The sequence below is a fragment of the Psychrobacillus sp. FSL K6-2365 genome, from assembly GCF_038003165.1.
Classification (GTDB): domain Bacteria; phylum Bacillota; class Bacilli; order Bacillales_A; family Planococcaceae; genus Psychrobacillus; species Psychrobacillus psychrodurans.
Genome location: NZ_JBBOOO010000001.1, coordinates 792,719 through 814,415 on the forward strand (window position 1 = coordinate 792,719; position 21,697 = coordinate 814,415).

The 21,697-nt window shown below is 37.5% G+C and carries 22 protein-coding genes; 18 read left to right on the forward strand and 4 right to left on the reverse strand.

Translation table 11 applies throughout. From position 1 onward, the window contains the following. The first annotated feature begins 1 nt into the window (after position 1). From MKY29_RS04055 to MKY29_RS04065, 3 genes are all read left to right on the forward strand, one after another. Entirely contained in the window at positions 2-292 is a 291-nt protein-coding gene (locus MKY29_RS04055) for a DNA-directed RNA polymerase subunit beta (RefSeq protein WP_090565594.1), read from the forward strand. 25 nt (positions 293-317) lie between these two features. Beyond that, complete coding sequence (gene fabZ / locus MKY29_RS04060) at positions 318-758, forward strand: 3-hydroxyacyl-ACP dehydratase FabZ (protein ID WP_090565592.1); 441 nt, start codon at positions 318-320, stop codon at positions 756-758. Between the two features lie 152 nt (positions 759-910). Continuing rightward, a complete protein-coding gene (locus tag MKY29_RS04065; RefSeq protein ID WP_093493854.1) occupies positions 911-1,318 on the forward strand; it encodes a hypothetical protein in 408 nt (135 codons plus the stop codon). Between the two features lie 612 nt (positions 1,319-1,930). Here MKY29_RS04065 and MKY29_RS04070 read toward each other — a convergent pair. Next, a complete protein-coding gene (locus tag MKY29_RS04070) occupies positions 1,931-2,359 on the reverse strand; it encodes a YwpF family protein (RefSeq protein ID WP_093493856.1) in 429 nt (142 codons plus the stop codon). A 257-nt stretch (positions 2,360-2,616) separates the two neighbouring features. On the opposite strand from MKY29_RS04070, the gene MKY29_RS04075 reads away from it, so the two are divergent. After that, positions 2,617-3,015: a single-stranded DNA-binding protein gene (locus tag MKY29_RS04075; RefSeq protein WP_241595163.1), complete on the forward strand. Its 399-nt coding sequence runs from the start codon at positions 2,617-2,619 to the stop codon at positions 3,013-3,015. Positions 3,016-3,104: 89 nt separating this feature from the next. Here the strand turns inward: MKY29_RS04075 and MKY29_RS04080 are convergent, their stop codons facing one another. The 3 genes from MKY29_RS04080 to MKY29_RS04090 form a co-directional block, all read right to left on the reverse strand. Then, positions 3,105-5,816, reverse strand: a complete 2,712-nt coding sequence (locus tag MKY29_RS04080) for a DEAD/DEAH box helicase (RefSeq protein ID WP_340879043.1) — start codon at positions 5,814-5,816, stop codon at positions 3,105-3,107. Continuing rightward, positions 5,813-7,393 carry a hypothetical protein gene (locus tag MKY29_RS04085; RefSeq protein WP_241595167.1) on the reverse strand — a complete coding sequence of 527 codons (1,581 nt, stop codon included), beginning with the start codon at positions 7,391-7,393 and terminating at the stop codon, positions 5,813-5,815. Before MKY29_RS04085 ends, MKY29_RS04080 begins: the two co-directional genes overlap by 4 nt. Before the next feature lie 141 nt (positions 7,394-7,534). Then, complete coding sequence (locus tag MKY29_RS04090) at positions 7,535-7,933, reverse strand: helix-turn-helix domain-containing protein (RefSeq protein ID WP_241595169.1); 399 nt, start codon at positions 7,931-7,933, stop codon at positions 7,535-7,537. 159 nt (positions 7,934-8,092) lie between these two features. On the opposite strand from MKY29_RS04090, the gene MKY29_RS04095 reads away from it, so the two are divergent. The 14 genes from MKY29_RS04095 (at position 8,093) to MKY29_RS04160 (ending at position 21,670) form a co-directional block, all read left to right on the forward strand. Further along, entirely contained in the window at positions 8,093-8,473 is a 381-nt protein-coding gene (locus tag MKY29_RS04095; RefSeq protein WP_340879044.1) for a hypothetical protein, read from the forward strand. 243 nt (positions 8,474-8,716) lie between these two features. Continuing rightward, complete coding sequence (locus tag MKY29_RS04100; protein WP_093493867.1) at positions 8,717-9,157, forward strand: transcriptional regulator; 441 nt, start codon at positions 8,717-8,719, stop codon at positions 9,155-9,157. A 628-nt stretch (positions 9,158-9,785) separates the two neighbouring features. After that, on the forward strand, positions 9,786-10,598 hold the full coding sequence (locus MKY29_RS04105; protein ID WP_340879045.1) for a flagellin N-terminal helical domain-containing protein: 813 nt from the start codon (positions 9,786-9,788) through the stop codon (positions 10,596-10,598). 116 nt (positions 10,599-10,714) lie between these two features. Then, positions 10,715-12,088: a S41 family peptidase gene (locus MKY29_RS04110; protein WP_340879046.1), complete on the forward strand. Its 1,374-nt coding sequence runs from the start codon at positions 10,715-10,717 to the stop codon at positions 12,086-12,088. Between the two features lie 16 nt (positions 12,089-12,104). After that, positions 12,105-12,785, forward strand: coding sequence for a hypothetical protein (locus MKY29_RS04115; RefSeq protein WP_340879047.1), 681 nt, complete (start codon positions 12,105-12,107; stop codon positions 12,783-12,785). Continuing rightward, on the forward strand, positions 12,782-14,041 hold the full coding sequence (locus MKY29_RS04120; protein WP_340879048.1) for an efflux RND transporter periplasmic adaptor subunit: 1,260 nt from the start codon (positions 12,782-12,784) through the stop codon (positions 14,039-14,041). The genes MKY29_RS04115 and MKY29_RS04120 overlap by 4 nt, the downstream gene beginning before the upstream one ends. 270 nt (positions 14,042-14,311) lie before the next feature. After that, positions 14,312-14,530 (forward strand): hypothetical protein, encoded by a 219-nt coding sequence (locus tag MKY29_RS04125; protein ID WP_340879050.1) that lies wholly within the window; start codon positions 14,312-14,314, stop codon positions 14,528-14,530. A 712-nt stretch (positions 14,531-15,242) separates the two neighbouring features. Beyond that, positions 15,243-15,500 (forward strand): YhdT family protein, encoded by a 258-nt coding sequence (locus tag MKY29_RS04130; RefSeq protein ID WP_093493878.1) that lies wholly within the window; start codon positions 15,243-15,245, stop codon positions 15,498-15,500. Next, positions 15,500-16,948, forward strand: coding sequence for a sodium/pantothenate symporter (panF, locus tag MKY29_RS04135; RefSeq protein WP_093493880.1), 1,449 nt, complete (start codon positions 15,500-15,502; stop codon positions 16,946-16,948). The genes MKY29_RS04130 and panF overlap by 1 nt, the downstream gene beginning before the upstream one ends. Before the next feature lie 15 nt (positions 16,949-16,963). Continuing rightward, entirely contained in the window at positions 16,964-17,866 is a 903-nt protein-coding gene (locus tag MKY29_RS04140) for a DMT family transporter (protein WP_340879051.1), read from the forward strand. A 185-nt stretch (positions 17,867-18,051) separates the two neighbouring features. Further along, complete coding sequence (locus MKY29_RS04145; RefSeq protein WP_090565561.1) at positions 18,052-18,426, forward strand: hypothetical protein; 375 nt, start codon at positions 18,052-18,054, stop codon at positions 18,424-18,426. A gap of 760 nt (positions 18,427-19,186) precedes the next feature. Then, positions 19,187-19,861: a hypothetical protein gene (locus tag MKY29_RS04150; protein ID WP_340879052.1), complete on the forward strand. Its 675-nt coding sequence runs from the start codon at positions 19,187-19,189 to the stop codon at positions 19,859-19,861. 184 nt (positions 19,862-20,045) lie between these two features. After that, positions 20,046-20,795: an RNA polymerase sigma-I factor gene (gene sigI, locus MKY29_RS04155; protein WP_340879053.1), complete on the forward strand. Its 750-nt coding sequence runs from the start codon at positions 20,046-20,048 to the stop codon at positions 20,793-20,795. Next, complete coding sequence (locus MKY29_RS04160; protein WP_340879054.1) at positions 20,795-21,670, forward strand: anti-sigma factor domain-containing protein; 876 nt, start codon at positions 20,795-20,797, stop codon at positions 21,668-21,670. Before sigI ends, MKY29_RS04160 begins: the two co-directional genes overlap by 1 nt. The last annotated feature ends 27 nt before the right edge of the window (positions 21,671-21,697 follow it).

Below are 21,697 nucleotides of genomic sequence, written 5' to 3' on the forward strand. Positions count from 1 at the left end.
TATGACAGAAGAAAGTAAAATTTCTGCTAGACAACAGCGAAGATTAGAAAAGGAACAAGAAAAGGAACAAGAAAAGGTACATGAACAAGCAACATCAACTGGAACAACCAAATGGGTCCAGATCCGCATGTTCCCAATATGGTTGCGTATACTACTGGTAATTCTATTTATTGCTGGAGCAGCTATGGCAGGCCTAATGATTGGCTATGGCGTACTAGGTGATGGTGAACCAATGGACGCATTAAAATGGGATACTTACCAGCATATGATTGATATTAAAGATGGCAAATAATAATGATCTTTTGGAGGATGATTCCATGTTAACAACAGAGCAAGTTCAAGCAATTTTACCTCACCGTTATCCATTTCTTATGATAGATAAAATTCTAGAAATTGAAGAAGGAAAGCGTGCGGTAGGATTAAAAAATGTAACGATTAACGAAGATTTCTTCAATGGTCATTTTCCAGGATATCCAGTAATGCCAGGAGTACTGATTGTAGAGGCTCTTGCTCAGGTAGGAGCAGTGGCTGTTCTTCAAATTCCAGAAAATAAAGGAAGACTTGCTTTCTTTACTGGAATTGATAATTGTCGTTTTAAACGACAAGTGAAGCCAGGAGACCAATTAAAACTAGAAGTTGAATTGACAAAACTTCGCGGAGCTATGGGAAAAGGCCACGGAATCGCAACAGTAGATGGAGAATTAGTTTGTGAGGCAGATATATTATTTGCCTTAGGTCCAATAGTCAATAACGACTAATAGTAGTTTTTCACATTTTTTTCAACTTATACTCTATATTATATCTTGCAAAAACAGGCATAAATGCCATAGGATAGTTCCTTTTTTCTTGGATAACCTATCGTAAGTCACAAAAAAGTGATGACGATATCTAAGAAAGGAGGAATTTTTTTATGTGGAAAAAAGCCGTTCCTGCTGTAGCTTTATGCTCTTTTTTATTAGTTGGGTGTAATAATACAGATGATGCCATCCCTGACAACAATGAAACTCCAATGGAGGATGTGCGAAACGATGTAAATACACAATCGCCAACCACAGATAACGGAATGAATGATGGTGGGAATGGGACCTTAGACAATGGAACCATGAACGATGGAACAAACAATAACGGAATGAATAACGGTTCAATTGAAGGTCAACCAGGTATCAATGATAATGTTGATGGTGGGAATGGTACTGGCGGTGCTGGATCAGGTACAGGAGATGGAAATGTACCAAATGCAGACGGTAAATGGATTAAGGAACCAAGCACTGAACACGATGATGACGAAATGACAAACGATAAAGACAATAATTTATAGTAATTGAAAAAGATGCTGGCTCCTAAAAATTAGGGTCAGCATCTTTTTTCGTTCTATAATTTATAATGTTGGTGATGAAACTTCACTAACTATTTTAAATAGAAAACAAGTGAAGCTCCCCGTAGAACTAAAGTCGTCGAAAACAATCATCTTGGAGGGAACCCACTTGTCAATTACTAATGATATTAGAATGCTCATTTCAAGACTCAAAATTAAATCACTTTAAAATTCAAGCCAGTTGAATCTGATTTAAGACAACCACACTTCGAAGTAGCTTAGTCTGCCTTTTTAGGTTATAAGCTTTCACTCAATTTAAAAGTACACTTTAGGTTTCTTGGAGTGAAAGATGGCGACTCCTGTGGGAACAGCGCGTGCTGAAGACCCCACAGGAGCGCGGTTTTCGCGACGAGGAGGCTGAAGCCGTGCCCGCGGAAAGCGCCATCTGGAACGGAAAGAAACAGGGAATTCGATTCACTATAAAAAAAGATTGTTTTAGAAAGCCAGTTTATCTGACATTCTAATCAGCCTTAATTTAATTCAATGATCATCAATTCAACATTTAAAATTGTTCACCAACGTTATTTGACAAAGAACCCTTTTTTATTGATGATTTTATTGATCTTTCTTCAAGGCAGGGCGAGTTTTCATATCATTTTCAAATTTAGAAAGTAAATCTTCGCCAGTTAATCCTTCCTCGATTAGTTCTGATAGCAATGATTCAGCGTATTTTCTTCTAACTCGTTTCAATGTACCCCTAAGCAAAACGGAAAGGTGATTGCCAATTTGTTTAACAGAATAGGTTACCACTTCAAAATGAGCAGGTTCGTTTTCTGGATAAGAGATAATAACTTTAACATCATATACCTTATTAGAAGTTTTTAATTCATTAAAATAGTTTTCGTATTTTTGATCAGTGAATAGTTCTAATATCCAGGAACGGCTAGAATTTTCCTGGTTAATCACGATGCCATCCTCTATTGTTATTGGAACTTCTTCATTTTCCGAAATAATACTGACTGATATCATTTTGAATGTTTTCATGCACAAATCCCCTTTGGAAAAGCATTAATTAGTATCCATTATAACATAGTGACTTAGGTGGAAAAAATAATAGGCTAAACTACAAAAATAGCAAATTGAAAAATTAGAAAAGCTGTTATAGAAGTAATTTATAAGAAAGTAGATTTCAAGAAATCTATTTTGTACTTTAAAAGGACTTTAAAATTGAATTGTGAGCTTTTGCCAACAATTTAAACTGCCAGTATGATAGGGCTAACTTTAGAAAAGGAGGTGACAGATTGAACACTGTTTCGATAATCGGACGTATGACGAAATCTCCACAACTAAAGCATTTGCTAGAAGGGAGGACGCAAACTAGTTTCGTAGTTGCGGTGAATAAAAGCTATAAAAGTGATGAAGCGGACTTTGTGTTATGTACGATTTGGGGGAAGCTCGCTGAAACAACCGTCAAGTATTGTGGTAAAGGGTCTCTTGTAGGGATAACAGGTAGGCTTAATACAAGATCGTATGAGAAGGCAGAGGGAGAGAGGGTATTCGTTACAGAAATAGTTGTGGAGGACATCCGATTTTTAGCAACAAAGAAACGAGATGAAGAACTATCAGTACAACAGACAAATAAGAATAATGAGAGTGATTTTGAATTTCCAGTAACACCACCAAACCAACTACCAGTTTAATGATTGATAAGGCCGCAATCTTATTCAATGATTATCAAAAGAGTTAACCCTGACCGAAAATTTTCTTGGTCAGGGTTTTAATAAAACTATTAGAGAGACAGTGTAAGCAACTCTTTTATGTCATTATCCGACATTTCAGTGATCCACTGACTTGAATGTATTAACTCTTCCGATAGCGATTGTTTTTCAACTAAGAGTTTATCAATCTTTTCTTCAATCGTTCCGATCGTAATGAACTTATGGACATGAACAAAGTTTGTTTGTCCGATACGATATGCACGATCGGTTGCTTGGTTTTCTACTGCAGGATTCCACCACCGGTCGGCATGGAGCACATGGCTTGCCGCAGTTAAGTTTAGGCCAGTTCCACCAGCCTTTAAAGATAATAGGAATACGGGAAACTCATTTGCTTGGAATGCTTCCACCAAATGATCCCGTTGATTTTTAGGCATGCTACCAGTCAAAAATGGGGCATCTATTTCATATAACTCTGTTAAACAATGCTGTAGTAAATGTCCCATCCCGATATACTGAGTAAAGATTAGACATTGCTCACCACGTGCTGCAATTTCTCCAGCAAGTGTAACAATTTGAGCTAGCTTCTCGGAACGTTCAAGCATATCCTCGGCATCATCAAAGGGCTCTTTTAAATAGAGAGCAGGGTGGTTACAAAGCTGCTTCAGCTTGCTTAGCATTTTCAGAATGAGACCCTTCTTCTCAAAACCAGTCAGTGTGTCAAGCTTACTAACAGTTTCTTGTATAAGTGATTCATACAAAGCTGCCTGCTCTGTAGTAAGTGCACAGTACTCTCGTTGTTCCAATTTTTCTGGTAAGTTAAGCTGAAGCTCAGGATCTTGCTTCGTTCTTCTTAATAGGAAAGGCTGAATTTTAAGTCTTAATTTATGTTTCGTTGCGTCAGAATTATCTCGTTCAATAAGTGCTATATAATTTTCTTGGAATTTACGGAACGAACCTAAATAGCCTTTATGAATAAAGTCAAATATAGACCATAGCTCTGATAATCTATTTTCCACAGGTGTACCAGTTAGCGCAATATGATGCGCACCTGCTAACCTTCGAATAGCACGTGATTGCTTTGTATGCATATTTTTAATGTTCTGTGCTTCATCCAGCGTAATACTAGTCCATACGATTTCAGAAAGCGAATCAACATCTTGCATAGCAGTTCCAAAAGTAGTGAGTACAACATCACATGTCATATCAATTTCTTTTGTTCGAGAAGAACCGTAGTGTGTCTGCACTTTAAGTGAAGGTGCAAACTTTGCTATTTCTTTTTGCCAGTTTCCTAACACGGAAGTAGGACAAATTATCAGCGAAGGTGTTGGCTGCTCAGTATTTTCATGGACATGCAGTAAGTAAGATATCAACTGTACTGTTTTTCCTAGTCCCATATCATCTGCAAGGCAAGCTCCAAACTTTTCATTTCTCATGAAGACGAGCCATTCTAATCCTTGTTGCTGGTAAGGGCGTAAAGTCGTCAACAAATTAGGAGAAATCTCCACGGAAGGGAAACCTTTTTTCTCCGAGAGCTGTGTCATAATCGTTTGCAATGATTTCTGCATCTCAAATTCAAATAACGGATCCACATCAGTTTCTTCTTCCTCATCAAGCGCAAGTGCAAGTTCTTCAGGAATTTCGCGGAACAGCAATTCTTTCACAGTCCAATTCTCATCCTCTGATTTTCTTATAAGCTCTCGAACTTCATGCATCCAAGCGGAATCGATACGGAACCATTCATTGCCAGCCTGTATAAAGGAACGATTTTCATTGACCATCTGTTGAAACTCATCGGCTGAAATTTCCTGTCCGTTCAAAGAAAAACTCCAGTTAAATTGTAATATTTCATTAAGCCCCGCAGTAGTTTTATATGAGTTGGCTGTTTTAGCGACTGTTTTAACACGCATTTTTGTATCCTTTACCGCCTTCAGCCAAGCGGGAAGAACAATCTCAAATCCGAGTGCTTGTAGTTTCACTAAGTCATCACGAAGAAACATCCTCACTTCTTCATCAGTTAATGTAGAAGAATAGAATGTTTTTGGATTCCCTTGATCAATTGAAGAAATAAGAGAAAACATTTTCGACTGTGTTTCCTCTATAAAATCACTAAATTCAACCCATTTATCTGGAAGAGCTTTACTAATGGATAATGATTTCTTTCGGTATGCTGGTGTCCAGTATACACTGCTTTTTTTTCCTCGAACTACCGTTTCTAACAACCATGTATCTTCCATAGCTTCTGGTTCTGACAATCTTAGTGCGACTAATAAGCTTGGATGAGTAGCCTGAGATTTGATTGGCCAGCCACCTTGTTGGAAAAACGGTATAAGAGGTTCTATGTCTTCCATAGATAGCCCAGCTTGGAACAGCTTTTGTTTAACAGCATTAACAAGAAGCATTTGCCCATTATCATCTATTGGAGCAGTAACTTTTAGGTCATTTCCTTCTACGTTTATGAAATTCCATAAATCAGGAGTTGCCCAAACTTTTGCTGTATCTTTAAATGTTTCTAACCATTTATTTGAATCTTCATTGACACCGTCAAATAATGTGAATGGATTCATTTTTCTAGAAAAAAGTTCAACTAATTCAACAGGAGAAGCGATAAGTGCATTATCCTCAATTTGAGCATTGAGACCGAAAAAGCTTTCTCGGTGATTTAAATATAAGGATGGCACCCACTTCTCTGCAGGTATATTTATCGAAACTAATCGAAACTGTCCGTTTTCTAACGGATGAATATTTAAAGAAAATTCTTTTGTAATAGATAAAGGCTGAGTCATAATGGTAGGTTTCCTTTCTCTATTTCTTGTTGCAGTGCACGAAGACGGCGATACTTTTCGCGAACATTTTCGACGTAAGCATTCCAATAGTCAGTGTCATTCGATTTCTTAGCAACTTGTTTCATTTTTTTCCAGATTCGAACAGCTTGTTTGTAGCTATAGCGATTTTTTTCTTGAATGAAACGCATTGCATAGTCATGGTAAAGTGGAAGTAAAACATCTGGAGCCTCTTCTTTAATAATAGATAGTCCACATGTTTCCGCATATTCTATTGAGGAATTAGCCGATTGATGGAGAGCCATCCAATCGTAGTAACGCTTTTCCTTAATGAGTAGGTTCGAATAAGACTGTAGGCCATACAGACCAAATGATTGATATACTTTTTCTAACTCCGTAGGCTGTAATTGAACCATCTCAAATAATAGCTCTAATCGACGAATGAGCATAACACGAGATGGGTTTAGTATTACCTCGTTTAAGTAATAAGAAACATGAGGTAGTAGTTTTCGAGCTAGGTTAGTACCTAATTCTTTTTTGCCAGTCTGAAGTGCCTTTTCACATACTTCTACCCACTCAAGTAGCTGGTTTCCTTCCATTTTTTCCGCAGCTAACAATAGCTCATCGGTCATGGACAAGGTTAAGTAAAAGTATGGTAGCACCATATTTAATGGCATATCATCTTCTATAGTCTCCAGTGCCTCTAAATATTTTACTTCCTTCATTCTTGTATTCTTGTCTGTTACGAGCGCATCCCAAAAGGAAAGATATACTTGCTTTCGATAGTGTACAAGGTTTTCCATATCGAAGTAAAAATGATGAACTCGAACCATTATTTCTTCGTAAAATGGATCTGCTGCGAACATACGAGGCTTCGATGATAGTTGGTTTAAATGATCATTCAGCTCCGCAAGGTATTCGTTTAAAAAATGAAGGACTCGATTTTGCATATTCGACTGAGCAAGAGGTTCAATATATGGCCAGGACTTGATGAGTATAGAAAGTTCCACATACACGTCAAAAATAGGTTGCCACTCGCGTTCAAATGGACGAGACTTCCGAATTTGAGATTTCAAATCATGAATAGCAAATTCAAGTAAATAAAAACTAGTAGGTGGGTAATTAGCAATAAATTTACGGAAAAAGTTTTCAACAATAATATCCCAACTTCTTGGACTACGTTCATCTTTTAGCAAAGACAATTGGACCTGGTCTGCCTGCGAACGCCATTCAGAAATCCAAGTAGACAAAGAATCATTTTGTTGATACAAATAAAAAACAGCTGCCACAATATGTCTACACGGCTTATGTATAGGACATGGGCAGTGAAAGTTATCTTTTGAGATATGATAGTTCACTTCAATATTTGTAACATCGCGTATCGTAAAATCGACCCGATGTTCCTGGGGTAAATAATTAGTAATAGAAACAGCACCGTTACGCACAAAAAAAGCGGCACGACGGACAAGCTCCTCATCGTCCAATAAAGCAGGATGTAGCTTCTTCGCAATCGTATCCATAGACTGGTGAATCTGTTTATTATAATGGGTTGCAAGTTTTTGATAAGAAGTAGGGTTCAAACGGATCTCTCCTAAGAAAAAAGGCTTTCCTTCCATTATACGTATAAAGCTTGCTGATTAAAAGCCGAACCTAAAACAATTTGACTAAAAGGATAGTAATAATAGAAAAAGCCTTTACTTATCATGATGTAAGTAAAAGCTTCAATCTTTATTCAGTCGATTTAAAATGTATTTTCTTCGGTCTTTGTCATTTTTGGCAAAATTAACAATATCCATGGTAAAATCCCGATATTCTTTTAAGTGAATTATTTCCTTCACATACTCTTCTTGAAAAGTTTCTATGTATCTTGTTTTACTCTCCTTAGCCTCCAAAATAGGATCATTGCTTTTATAGCGTTTATCTTGGAGCATATATAAAAATTGATCATCTGGGATATTATATTTGTCTTTTATCTTCATTAATAACTCAATGGAAATACCAAGATCACCTTTTTCATATTTTGATAATGCTGAGTGATCAATGCCTAGAATTTTCGCAGCTTCCATTTGTGTTATGTCTAGCTTTTCACGATAAGCACGCAACTGCTCTCCAAATGCCATATTCATCCCCCCATATACAATGCTACGATAGCGAAATTAGGAGCGCAATGAATGAAAATCGCTAAATTGGAGATATTCGTAAAAAGCACAAGCAAATATAGTATAAGATATATACATCGAATAACATAAATGAGAAATATAGGAATAAATACAATATAAATGGGAGTGATAGCTATCAAAAGAATACAATTTTACATACCGTCTTTATTTGAGTTTCAGGATAATCATTCGAGGGGAAATAAGGAAAAAATAAAAGTCATTGGTGTTAAGAAAAAGTATATTGAGTATTTTAGTGGATATCGTGAAAAAGAAATGACACATATTGATCAAATTGTTGCGGAAGATTTCACTGTTTATGATTTACTACTCGATTGTGAAGCTAACCTATTATCTTTTTATTTAGAACATGAAGAGCAGTCAAACCAAACAAAAGTACTTGAAAAAGTATTTCAAACGTTTATCTTCGAATACAACGAGCAATCCTTTGGCTATTTTACAATAGCAAAAGGAAAGAATAGACCAAGAACTCTAGTGAAATAAAATTATGTTTCAAAAGCGGATGCATATTGCATTCCTTTTTTTATGAGAAAGAACTCGATGCCAATGTGGAAGACTCTTCTGTTTAGCAAGCAAATAGTGATAGGGGGGAAGTATCTAGACGGGGAAAACAATTAAATCATATTTTGCTTGCTAATTATATTTTTAATGCCATTAACTACACGAAAATTAGAAAATGTGATAAACTAAGAGTAATCAGAAAATTCTATTAAAGGAGAGGAGAATATGATACTAGTACAACTAATGAAACCATTTTATACGAAGTTTGAAGGGAACAGCATTAAGATGGTATTTGCCTATCAGTATTTTTCCATAAGGAAAGATGATGAGTTATTTCATTTTATACCAGTGGAGGGCAAAGAAATTATTTTAAATGCACAAACGTTACAGGTGGAGAATTTGTCGGAAGTATTCGTATTTCAAAAGGGGAACAGGTTTATTAGATTGCCACTTTATCAATTACTGCTTGTGTCAGATATTCATACACATTTACAAACAATTTTAGAAGAAGCAAACCAAGTCGATTCACAGGAAGTCTCAATTGAAGGAACCGAGGAAATCATCCAATTACTAGTACAACAAAACGTAGAGCGCATGATTGACTTTGCTTTGACAACTAGAGATGAGTCATTATTCAACACACTGCTAATGTATAAAGAACACTAATGGGGGCTGTTACATTGTATAACATTATCAATTAGAAAACACCTAGCGAATAGGAATATTTCGATAGGTGTTTTTATGTGCATTCCAATTTAAAGAGATGAGAAGAAGTAAAGGAACAACACAAAACCACTTGATCCAAGTACCCCAAACAAAATGTCCCCCCAATTTAATCCAAACTTGTCGATTTTCATTTACAAAAGCTCCTTTCCTGTCAATTTCCCGGGAAATAACTCGATTATTATATTTGTCGTAAAGCTATCTCAAAAGTTACGTTTATTCTTCCCAAATCCGTAAAGAATTAATCGTTATCAGGCAATTTATTTCGTAGAGTTCTAGAAAGCTAAAAGAATTTTCAATAAAGACGATATAATGAATAAAGGGAAGCAACAGTCAGATTTTTCTTAATTTGAACTTTGGCAAATAGCATCGCATCGTGTGGCAATACTCGAGTGACCAACATCGTGTTAGTATGAATAAGTTTGGATTTTACGGGGAGTTGATCGCAAACTCAACCTTTGAAGTGAGAGTCTTGCTATAAAGAGGACGTATTGTTGCCAAAGAACGTGGTTAATTAAATAGAAATGACCGTTTTTATACGAGATAACTGGACCAAAAAGGAGCTGATATAATGCTTGGAAATTGGAATGCTACTGGACTATCTATTTTACGGAACATGAACTCTCAATGGGCACAGGTAAATAAGTCGATGGAACGCATTTCTTCTGGATACCGTATCAACCGAGCAGGTGATGATCCTGCAGGTCTAGCTATCTCAGAAAAAATGCGTGCCCAAATTCGCGGACTGGGACAAGCAGCAAGGAATATCCAGGACGGGATTTCCCTTGTCCAAACTGCAGAGGGTGCTCTAAATGAAACTCATTCTATTTTACAAAGGATGAGAGAACTAAGTGTTCAATCCGCAAATGATACGTTAACCGACAAAGATCGAGATCAATTAGCATTAGAATTCGAAGAACTAAAAAAAGAAGTAACAAGAATTTCAAAAGATACTGAGTTTAATACAAAGCCGTTATTAGATGGATCTCAAACCTCTCTTAAAATTCAGGCTGGTGCAAATACCGGACAATATATCGAATTGTCATTTGGCAATATGGGGTCCACCAGTATTGGTATACAGGATTTGTCCATTTCCACGAGAGATGATGCAGATAAGGCGATGGGAGAACTAGATAAAGCAATTCAAAAAGTATCGAATGAACGCTCTAAAATGGGAGCTTATGCAAATCGAATGGAACACGCCTACAATAATGCAGTTAATATGGAAGAAAATCTGACTGCAGCAGAATCTAGAATTAGAGATGTAGATATTGCAAAAGAAATAATGGCGCTCACTAAAGCTAATATATTAATGCAAGCCAGTCAATATGTTCTAAGCTTGCATATGCAACAAGCACAAGGTGTTCTGCAACTACTCAAATAATCAGGTGAGGCAACCGTTGTTATTGACGGTTGTTTTATTAATTGTATAGAAATTTATGCAGTTTTAGTAAGTTTCAGTTAAGATAGGTTTATAGATACATAAAAGGGGGAAATGGGATGAAGAGGTTTACTGTCCTAGCGGTAATCATTATCGGATTGATCTCAGCGCCGATTTCTTCATTAGCGACACCGCTAGATGAAGTAAAAAATTTAGTTAGAGTGCACTATAAAGAAGAAATACCCTCTAGTATAGAAGAAATAGATTCTATTGATGATATAATGGAGAAGTTAGATCCATACTCTACCTATTTTACGAGAGAAGAATTTGAGGCGTACACGAACTCTATTAATAACACAACGACTGGAATTGGTGTGACGATTGAAGAACATGTAACTGGAATTCAAATTGTCAGCACATTTGAAGGAGGAGCAGCACAGCAAGCTGGTATATCACCTGGTGATATTATTCTTTCAATCGATGGTATATCTACAACAGGTATGGCAATTCAACAAGCTTCCTCGATCATTACGGGTAAAGAAGGAACCACAGTCCAGCTACAGGTTTTGAAAAGCAATAATACGAAAGAAATGTATAACTTAATACGTAAGAAATTTACGATTCCTGTCGTAACAAAAGAACTCTTAGCAGGCAATATTGGGTATATAGGGATGAATTCATTTTCAGATAATGGAACAGTCCTTGTTCAAAAGGCAAAAGTTGATCTACAAAAGCTGGGTGCGACTTCTTTTATACTAGACTTGCGCAATAATGGCGGAGGATATGTACATACAGCAGAAGAACTTATTGGACTATTTCCTAACAGTCCTGATGCATTCAAAATAATTACAACTAGTGAGTCTACTTTAACTAAATCGACGAAGCAATCCTCGTTATTTCCTGCGAATACAAAAGTACTAGTAAACGGATATAGTGCGAGTGCGTCCGAAATGACTGCAGCAGCGCTATTAGACCAAAACTCAGCATCTCTATACGGGCAGAAGACTTATGGAAAAGGTTCGATGCAATCATTTTTTAGTCTTTCTGACGGATCTATATTAAAGCTGACGATAGCGAATTTCACAGGACCAAAGGACACTATTATTCACAAAACTGGAGTAAATCCGCACTTTGTAACTGAAGTTGGACACGAATTAGTAAAAGCACATAGAGATGCATTAATAGAAGTAAATAAAAACTATAAAAAGATGTCCGCATTACATAATGTACCGACAACGAAACAATTTACCATTACTTTTTCCAGCAATGTAGTACAAAATGCAACGCAAAAAGTGGAATTAGTAAAACTAGGAACTACCAATACCGTTCCTGTCACAATTGAACTAAAATCATCGAAACAGTTCGTTGTCACACCAACAGCACCGCTAGAAAAAGGGGCAGCCTATCTACTACTCATCCATCCGACTTTCCAAACGAATGCAGGAATCATGATGAAAAATGGTGCTTATGTGGAAGTAACTGTTCAACCATAAGAGGGGGAACACTGGAATGTTTTTTGAATTTCGATTTTGGAAATACCTTTTTAATAGAAATGATCTCATTGTATCGTTAAAAGAAGATGCAACGATGCGAGGATTTCAGAGTCGCGTATGGTTCGTAGCAATCTTTGGAATCCTATTATTTGCCCTACGAGACATTTGGGGATTACATACGGAAGAACTAACGGCTCTTTTTGTCAACGGCTACGAAGATACTTTTACGATTGCTAGAATTATATCTTTAATAGGAACTATCTTTTGGTCTTTACTATACATGGGCTTTCATTTCTTTGTAATTGCGTTTATCTTACATAAAATTACACAAGTGGAATTATCAAAAGTAGCTATACTACAATTATTCGTCGTAGCATTTCTATTAATGGAAAAAGCAATTAACTATTTCTTATATGCTGTTGTAGGCTATGCAACGGACTATTCGGTCCTTTCATTTGGTCCACTAGCAGCAACATTTATAGAACAATCGTATGTCAATTATTTCTTTAACGAATTATCCCTAATTACAGGGTTAATAATCGCTATTCAGTTTCACTTTTTACGAGCTTTTACTGCGATGTCCACTCGTAATCTATTTCTACTATTACTAGGAATTCAAGTGATTTTGGCCTTAATCACAGCGGGCTTTGAAGTACTCCCAATTGAATTATGGATTGAAGGAGGGCAAACCAAATGAATAAATGGTTAACTATTGGTATATCCATAGTTGTCACTACCTTTATCGGCGCGAATGCAATCCTAATCTATTCCGATAAAAGCCAAATCAGTCGAACATTTTACGTTAGTGAATATAACGTTGTGCATGAAAATACGTATGCACAAGAACTAGAAAAAGAAGCTATAGTAGTTCCTACAAATGAGGTAACTGTTACGATAGATGTTGAAGCTATTGATGATTTCGTTGTCATGGAGGGGGACCCTGTGGAGGAAGGTACTGACCTTGCCACACTGCGGACTGATTCTGCTGAAGACCAACGTTTATTATGGGAAACAGAGCAGCAGGCATTTATGCAGGAGCAGTCAGAGCTGCATACCATTATTAGTGATCTGGAATCAGAGCGTTCTCGAGCAGATTCAAGTTCCTCAGGAGATGGTCAAGCAACTGGAGGAACGGCAGATGAGATCGTGGATGTAAATGTTCAAGTCGACGTCAATGTAACCCAAGACGGTAACTTTGCTCATGGTATAGCTGAAGCAAAGCAAAAACTGGCTGAAGTAGAACGTAAACTTCAAATCGTCGATGCACAGCTAGCACAAGATTCATCCCAACTTTCTTTGTTAAGCCCAATAAGTGGTACTGTTTCGACTATCGAAGAACGCAACGGAAAATATTTCATACACTTATATGCAAATGAAAAATCCGTCATCACTTACGTAAAAGAGTCGGAATGGCACGACATTCAAGAAGGTCAATTAGTGAAAAACTACTCAACCCACCGTGAAGGAGTAGTAGAAGGAAGCGTATCGAGCAAAACACAAGTACCCGCAAACGCATCCAAATGGCTCACAGCATACGAACAATTTGAACATAAAATTGACGAACCTGTTTACGAAGTTCGTGTTCAGCTAGCAGAACAACTGGAAACCTTGCCTTTTGCGGCAAATCTTAACTCAGTAATCGTAACGAACCATGCAGAAAATGCAGTACAAATAAAATCGAATTGGCTACTAAACCGTTCCAAAAAAGTAGCAGAAGTATACACACTCACAAGTGACGGAAAAATAGCCCGTACTCCTGTTACTGTCCCATTCGATCTAAAACAACATGCCATCCTATCTGAAGGACTAAGCAATGGTACTGTCGTCCTCAATGCAGACCTAAAAACAGACGGCGCTGAAGTATTCCTACCATTCCCAATAGACCTTCCGACCTGGAACAGTATAAAATCTGTCAGCTGGAAAGACTACGTAAAATACTTAACATATAAATAAATACTGCAATTAACAACGAACCGGAAAGCATTTACGCTTTCCGGTTTTAAATTCGTTGTATGAGAGAGATTTACGTTAATACAAGAGAATCTAGCCTCTATAAGTAGGGTCCCACATCTCGGTGTGAGCAAATTTATGGAATAATTATCCTGAACGCAAGTAAACTTGATACGAGCGCAAGTAATCAATGCCCATCCGCAAGTATTTAATATCGAAAGCAAGTAAACATACGGTGAACGCAAGTAAACAACAATCGAGAGCAAGTAAACAATGAAATTGGTGTTTGTACGAAAGCGAATTGATCCAAATGGGAACGCCACTGCTATACGAGAGAGTTTCACATCTCAGTGTGAGCAATTTTATGGAATAATTATCCTGAACGCAAGTAAACTTGATACGACCGCAAGTAATCAGAGTACCTCCGCAAGAGTAAACAACAATCGAGAGCAAGTAAACTATGAGATTGGTGTTTGTACGAAAGCGAATTGATCCAAATGGGAACGCCACTGCTATACGAGAGAGTTCCATATCTCGGTGTGAGCAATTTTATGGAATAATTATCCTGAACGCAAGTAAACTTGATACGAGCGCAAGTAATTAGAGTCCATCCACAAGTATTTAATATCGAAAGCAAGTAAACATACGGTGAACGCAAGTAAACAACAATCGAGAGCAAGTAAACAATGAGATTGGTGTTTGTAGGAGAGCGAATTGATCCAAATAAGAATGCCACAGCTAAACGTGGGAGTTCCACATCTCGGTGTGAGCAATTTTATGGAATAATTATCCTGAACGCAAGTAAACATACGGTGAACGCAAGTAAACAACAATCGAAAGCAAGTAAACAATGAGATTGGTGTTTATACGAGAGCGAATCAATCCAAATGAGAATGCCACGGCTATATGAGAGAGTTCCATATCTCGGTGGGAGCAATTTTATGGAATAATTATCCTGAACGCAAGTAAACTTGATACGAGCGCAAGTAATCAATGCCCATCCGCAAGTATTTAATATCGAAAGCAAGTAAACATACGTTGAACGCAAGTAAACAACAATCGAGAGCAAGTAAAAAAAGAAATTGGTGTTTACACAAAAGACTAAATCCTCTCCAGCCTCCATCTTTTCACCTGCCCCTATTAACAACTGAATTTAACTTAGTTATACTAGAGTGAATCAATATGAACGGTAGGAGTGGTAGAGATGGATCCTAGATTTAAGATTGCACATCGGGAGGCACTGATTGGTGTTGCGCTCGCGATTGTGCATTTTATATGGTGGTTTGGCTTTGCTTATGGGCTTGGTTCAAAGCCGGTAGAGGAGTATTCGTATATTCTTGGTTTTCCAGATTGGTTTTTTTATAGCTGTATTGTTGGTTTTATCCTTGTGGCAATTACCGTTATTGTACTTGTGAAATTTGTGTTGAAGGATGTTTCGTTAGAAGAAGAGGGGGATGAATGATGAATATACAAGTAATCATCCCAATGGTTTTCTTTCTTGCGATTATTTTTTTCATTGGCTTTTGGTCAAGTAAGAAATTAGAATCGTCGTCAGGTGGCTTTTTACAGGAGTACTTTTTAGGTGGGCGTGAGCTTGGAGGATTTGTGTTGGCCATGACAATGGTTGCAACATATGGTAGTGCCTCGAGTTTCCTAGGGGGACCAGGAACTGCATACACAATGGGCTTTGGCTGGGTATTACTTGCGATGACTCAAGTAGTGACGAGTTATTTTGTCCTGCTTATTTTAGGGAAAAAGTTCGCAATTCTAGCTCGAAAATATAATGCAATTACACTAATCGATTTTCTGAAAGTGCGCTACAGCAATAGTAAAGCGGTTGTATTACTTGCAGCTGCTAGTATCATTATCTTTTTGTTTTCCGCAATGACAGCTCAGTGGGTTGGTGGCGGTCGTTTAATCGAGTCACTAACTGGCATGAAGTATACAACAGCATTATTTATCTTCGCTGTGTCAGTACTTGTTTACGTAGTCATCGGTGGTTTCCGAGCAGTGGCGGTGACGGATGCTGTCCAAGGTGGAGTTATGGTCATTGGGACGCTCGTGCTACTGATCGCAGTTATTATCGCCGGCGGAGGAGTACCGAATATTATGCAAGATCTTTTGAACGAAAATCCAAACTTGGTGACTCCATACGGTAATGAAGGGAATTTATCTGCCGCCTATGTATCGTCATTTTGGATACTTGTAGGAGTAGGGGTTGTGGGACTACCACAAATGGCAGTCCGTGCAATGTCTTATAAAAATACTCGGTCGATGCACCGCGCGCTAGTAATTGGAACGCTTGTCACTGGTTTTATTATGCTGAATATGCATCTTATCGGTATTTTTGCTCGCCCGCTAATGCCGGGGATTGAGGTGGCAGACACAGTGATTCCGCTTGTTGCACTGAAAGTATTACCTGCATGGCTTGCGGGGATAGTACTTGCTGCACCACTTGCTGCAATCATGTCTACGGTAGATTCCCTACTCATTCTAGTGAGTTCTTCTATTGTAAAAGACGTATATATTAACTATATAAACCCAAATGCAACCGAGAAAAGAGTAAAAAACCTAAGTTTTGGAGTAACAACACTTTTAGGTACTATCGTCTTTTTATTAGCATTGAACCCACCAGAACTATTAATCTTCCTAAACTTATTTGCTTTTGGTGGACTTGAGGCAGCCTTTATTTGGCCAATTGTGCTAGGCTTGTATTGGTCATATGGCAATAAATACGGAGCAATCGCATCGATGATTACTGGAATCGTTTCCTATATTGCACTCCATTTTTACAACCAAGCATACGGCAATCTATTTGACATGCATACAGTGGTAATTCCAGTTGTCCTCTCGCTAATTGCCTATGTATCATTTAGTTTATTAATCAATAAAACAAAATATATATACTAACAAGGAGATCCTCAAATGAAACACTGGAAAATATACGTAATGCTCGTATTTGTCATGTTCGCTTGGGGAGCTAACGTACCATTACTCAAGTTTATGGTGGAAGAAGTCCCACCCGTAACACTGACTGCATTTAGAATACTAACGGCGGGCTTAGTAGTAGTGCCAATTTTATGGAAAATGAAACTACTGCGTAAACCAACGTCCAGTGAATGGAAATACATTTTACTCGGAGCATTCACCAATGTAGTAGCTCATCACTATTTCTTAAATATGGGATTATCCATCACAAGTGCAACCCACGGCGGATTAATATTAGGAACTGGACCTATGCTGACCGCAATATCAGCAGCGATTATTTTGAAATATTTCCCTTCAAAATTGCAGTGGTTAGGACTAGTGTTTGGTCTAGCTGGCATTGCAGTATCCATCCTAGTTGGAAGTGAAACTATGGGGGCAAATCTAGGTGATTTCTATGTATTCCTAGCGATATTTGTTCAAGTGTTAAGTTTTATGGTGGTAAGTAAAGCTTCTAAAACATTGGACCCAAGATTACTCACAGCTTATATGCTATTAATCGGTGCGGTAATCCTACTTATCATTAGTCTCATTCAAGAGCCCGGTGCAATTAAACTATTTGCAGAAACCACACCGTCCTTTTGGTGGATTTTCTTTGCATCCGCTATCGTATGTACGGCAATTGGCCATCTTATATACAATTATGCCGTAGGACAAGCTGGTGCAACAAAAGCAGCGATATTCATGAATTTAAACCCTATGTTTGCATTAATTCTTTCTGCGTTATTTTTGGGAGAGGTGTTACACCTTAATCATTTCTTCGGACTTGTCTTAATCGTAGCGGGTGTCATGCTAGGTTCGGGAGCCGTAGAAGATTTATGGAAAAAACGAAAACAAACTTGAAAAGATAATACTTTGACCCTATTAGAGAGCTTAAATGGTAATTCAATAGTATCAAGGTGAAGTTCCGATCTCATGTAGAAAGGTTATATTTTATGCCCTTCTAGGTGCAATGTGTCCATATACACAAGGAACCCTATAGCCTATACTTACATAAAGGCTACTTTGCAAAAGGGGCGAGCTATAAAATGGACTTTCAAGAACTATTAAAACAACTAAATAAATGTATAGATAGCTTAGATTTAGTATCAGCTAGAAAGTATATTGAAGAAAATATAGATATATTAACAAAAAATAGACAGCTTTTACGTGGCAACACCAGAGCAATGTTTGATCTCATCAAACAGAAAAAAGATACAGGCGAAAAACCATTAAGCCGTCATGAAATGACCGTAATCTATTCCATAAACACATACGCTACTAAATTTGACCTTACAGGACTCAAACTAGTAGTTAACAACAACCCAGAACTATTTCTGAATGAAGAAATTAATCAATACTTAAATGCAGATGCCAAAACACTACTTCAAGGCATGAAAGTACTCCACAAAAATGAAATATAATACTCCACAAAACGAACTCTAAACTGATCTGCCCCGTAAATGTTAGACACCAACTAACATTTACGGGGTGTTTTTATGATTAGGAAATGGATAAAAATCCCGTTTCGCAAGTAAAATCCACTACTCCGCAAGTAAACCAAGCCAAACAGCAAGTATTCACATCACGAGAGCGAGTATCCAGTAATCCAAAGCAAGTATTCACCTAGCAACCGCAAGTAATCCAGCAGAAGAAATATTCCTAGCGGGTACACCGCCAATAATCTGGATAAATATCCAGTTCCGCAAGTAAAAGCCACGACTCCGCAAGTAAACCGAGCCTAAGAGCAAGTACCCACATCACGAGAGCAAGTATCAAGTAATCCAAAGCAAGTATTCACCTAGCAACCGCAAGTATTCCAGCAGAAGAAATATTCATAGCGGGTACACCGCCAATAATCTGGATAAATATCCCGTTCCGCAAGTAAAAGCCACGACTCCGCAAGTAAGCACATCACGAGAGCAAGTACCCACATTACGAGAGCAAGTACCCACATCACGAGAGCAAGTACCCACATCACGAGAGCAAGTACCCACATCACGAGAGCAAGTAACCCCCTCACGAAAGCAAGTAACCACCCACCAACCGCAAGTAAACCACCAGCCATTCGCAACTAAAAATAAAATTTATCCATCCGACCCCCATAAAAAAGACAAGCCCTTCGAATAATTAAGTGTCCGAACAAAAAGGGCAAATTCAATACGAGGTGATGAGACAATGCAGATGAAATTCAAGAAAACGGGAGCAGCACTACTAGTAGCAACAATGACGGTAACTGGAGCAAGTTATGCGTGGGCAAACGAAAATCTGTTTGATACGGTAGATTTGAATGAAGTACTTAACCAAAAAGAAACTGAAACTGTTGAAGCACCGAAAACATCTACACCAGACACTGTCACACCTGTTGTTACAACTGGCGATTCAGTAGGATTGGATATTGAAATTCCAGAAGGATACACAGCTGGAAACTTAGCAGCACTATCCAAAGCTTATGAAAATGCCGGAAATGAGACTGCTAAAGCGGCAATTAAACGTAATGCAGAACGTGCCATTGCAAAATTTGAAGCAAAACAAGCAGAAACAACAGAACCTATCAAAGAAGAAGAACCAAAACAGGAAGATCCTATAGTGCAACCCCCTGTGACGGAACAGCCGAAAACAGAGGAACCTGTTGTTGAAACTCCTATAGAAGAACCTGTTAAAGAAGAGCCGGTTGAAGAAAAACCTGTAGTAGAACAACCAAAAAAAGAAACTAAACAAGCTGAAAAAGAAGAAAGAAAAGCACTACAACAAGAACAAAAAGAAGAACGTAAAGCATTACAAGCTGAGCATAAAGAAGAAAAGAAAGCTTTAAAGGAAGAACACAAAGCTGAAAAACACGAAAACAAAAAGAACTAAGACCAAAAATAAATCCATTTCAAATAAAACACTATTTTTAAATGATGAAATAAATCGTGTAGATACTTTTAATTTCGTCTAATAATCTATGAAAATATAAAAACAAAAATAGCACCGCTTTTCATTCTCCACTCAGCTAAAGTATAATGGTATGCTAAGGGAAACATGGGAACGGAGGGTATGTATGCTCTTGTCAATTGTGCAGGGTCTATTCAAAACAAAACCAAAACAAAATATGCAAGAGCTTATAACGAAGGCTCAGGCAGGTGATAAGGAGGTTTTAAACGACCTCCTTCTTGCCCATACCCTTTTTTTGAAAAAAACAGCTAGTTTCATATGTAAAAGAACTATTGATGAGCAGGATGAGGAATTCAGTATTGCCTTAAATGGATGTCATGAAGCGATAAATGCATATAATCCAACTGAAAATGCGTCTTTCCAAACCTTTGCACACTTAGTAATAAAAAGACGAATCACAGACTTTATTCGAAAAGAAGAAGTCCGACATAAAAAAGAAGTACTCTTCGATGGCAGTGTAGATAATTCGGAGGATGAACATTTTTTATTAAAGCAACTTGCAGTAACTACATATTCAGAAGAACAATTTACGGAGTCAAGACGGGAAGAACTAATAAAATATAGCAAACTATTAACTAACTTCAACTTATCATTTGAAGAACTGACAAAATCAGCACCAAAGCATAAGGACGCCAGGAAAACAGCCTTTCAAATTGCTCAAATTATTGCTGACTCAGAAGAGTTATACGAACTATTAATAAAAACTAAAAAACTACCTTTGAAAGAAATAGAAGCACTAGTAGAAGTCTCGAGAAAGACACTTGAACGGCAACGAAAATACATCATTGCTGTAGTACTTCTATTAAACAGTGACTTCGTTTATATAAAAGACTACGTGAAAGGAGAAATCATATGATGCGCAACTATAGAGGCGTTGTTTGCGAAAAGAAGGCGACCTATACCATTTTTCTTACAGAAGATGGCGAATTTCTTCGTGGAGTTCCACTTATTGCAGACGTTCAAATAGGTGAAGAAGCAGAGTTTCATTTAATTGCTTCGGCCACAACTAAAAGACCTATGAAACCAATTTTCATAGCGCCAGCTTTAATCGCAGCAGTCCTCCTCATTTTTTTAGTTGCATCATGGTTTCCCAAGACCACTACTGCCTATGCCTACATACATGTGGAAGGTGATTCGACTATTGAGATTGGGATAGACGAGGAAGGTAATGTCATGTCCCTACACCCATCTACAGGTACAATGAAAGAATGGGAAGGTCAATCAATCGACTTGGTGTTAGCAAAAGCAGTAGAACGAGTAAGTACTGACAAGAAAGAACTTGCCGTCACCACCGTTTATGAAAAAGAAGATAAACCGAAGCTCAAAAAACAAATTGAAAAAGCGGTCCAGGAAGTGAAAAAAGAAAAACCTTCTTCACAAAAGAATCCTATTGAACCAAAACCAAAAAACGTTCAACCTAAAGAAGAAAAAACCAAATCTCCCGGACAAATTAAAAAAGAAGAAAAACCACCAAACCAAACTAAACCAGCAACAAATAAAGAGCAAAAGATCCCACCAACTGAAAAACCAGTAAACAATAAGGAAACTAAAGACAAACCGAAAGACAATACAACACAACCAACAAAAGAAACTAAACCAACAAATAATGCTAACAATATTCCAGGTCAAGAAAAGAAAAAGAACGAAGAAAAAGCAAATAACAAATCAAATAACGGAAACAGTTCTAATAAAAACAATGGCAATGGTAACAATAAAAATTCAAATAACTAATTACAACTCCTCTTTGCAAAAGTAAAG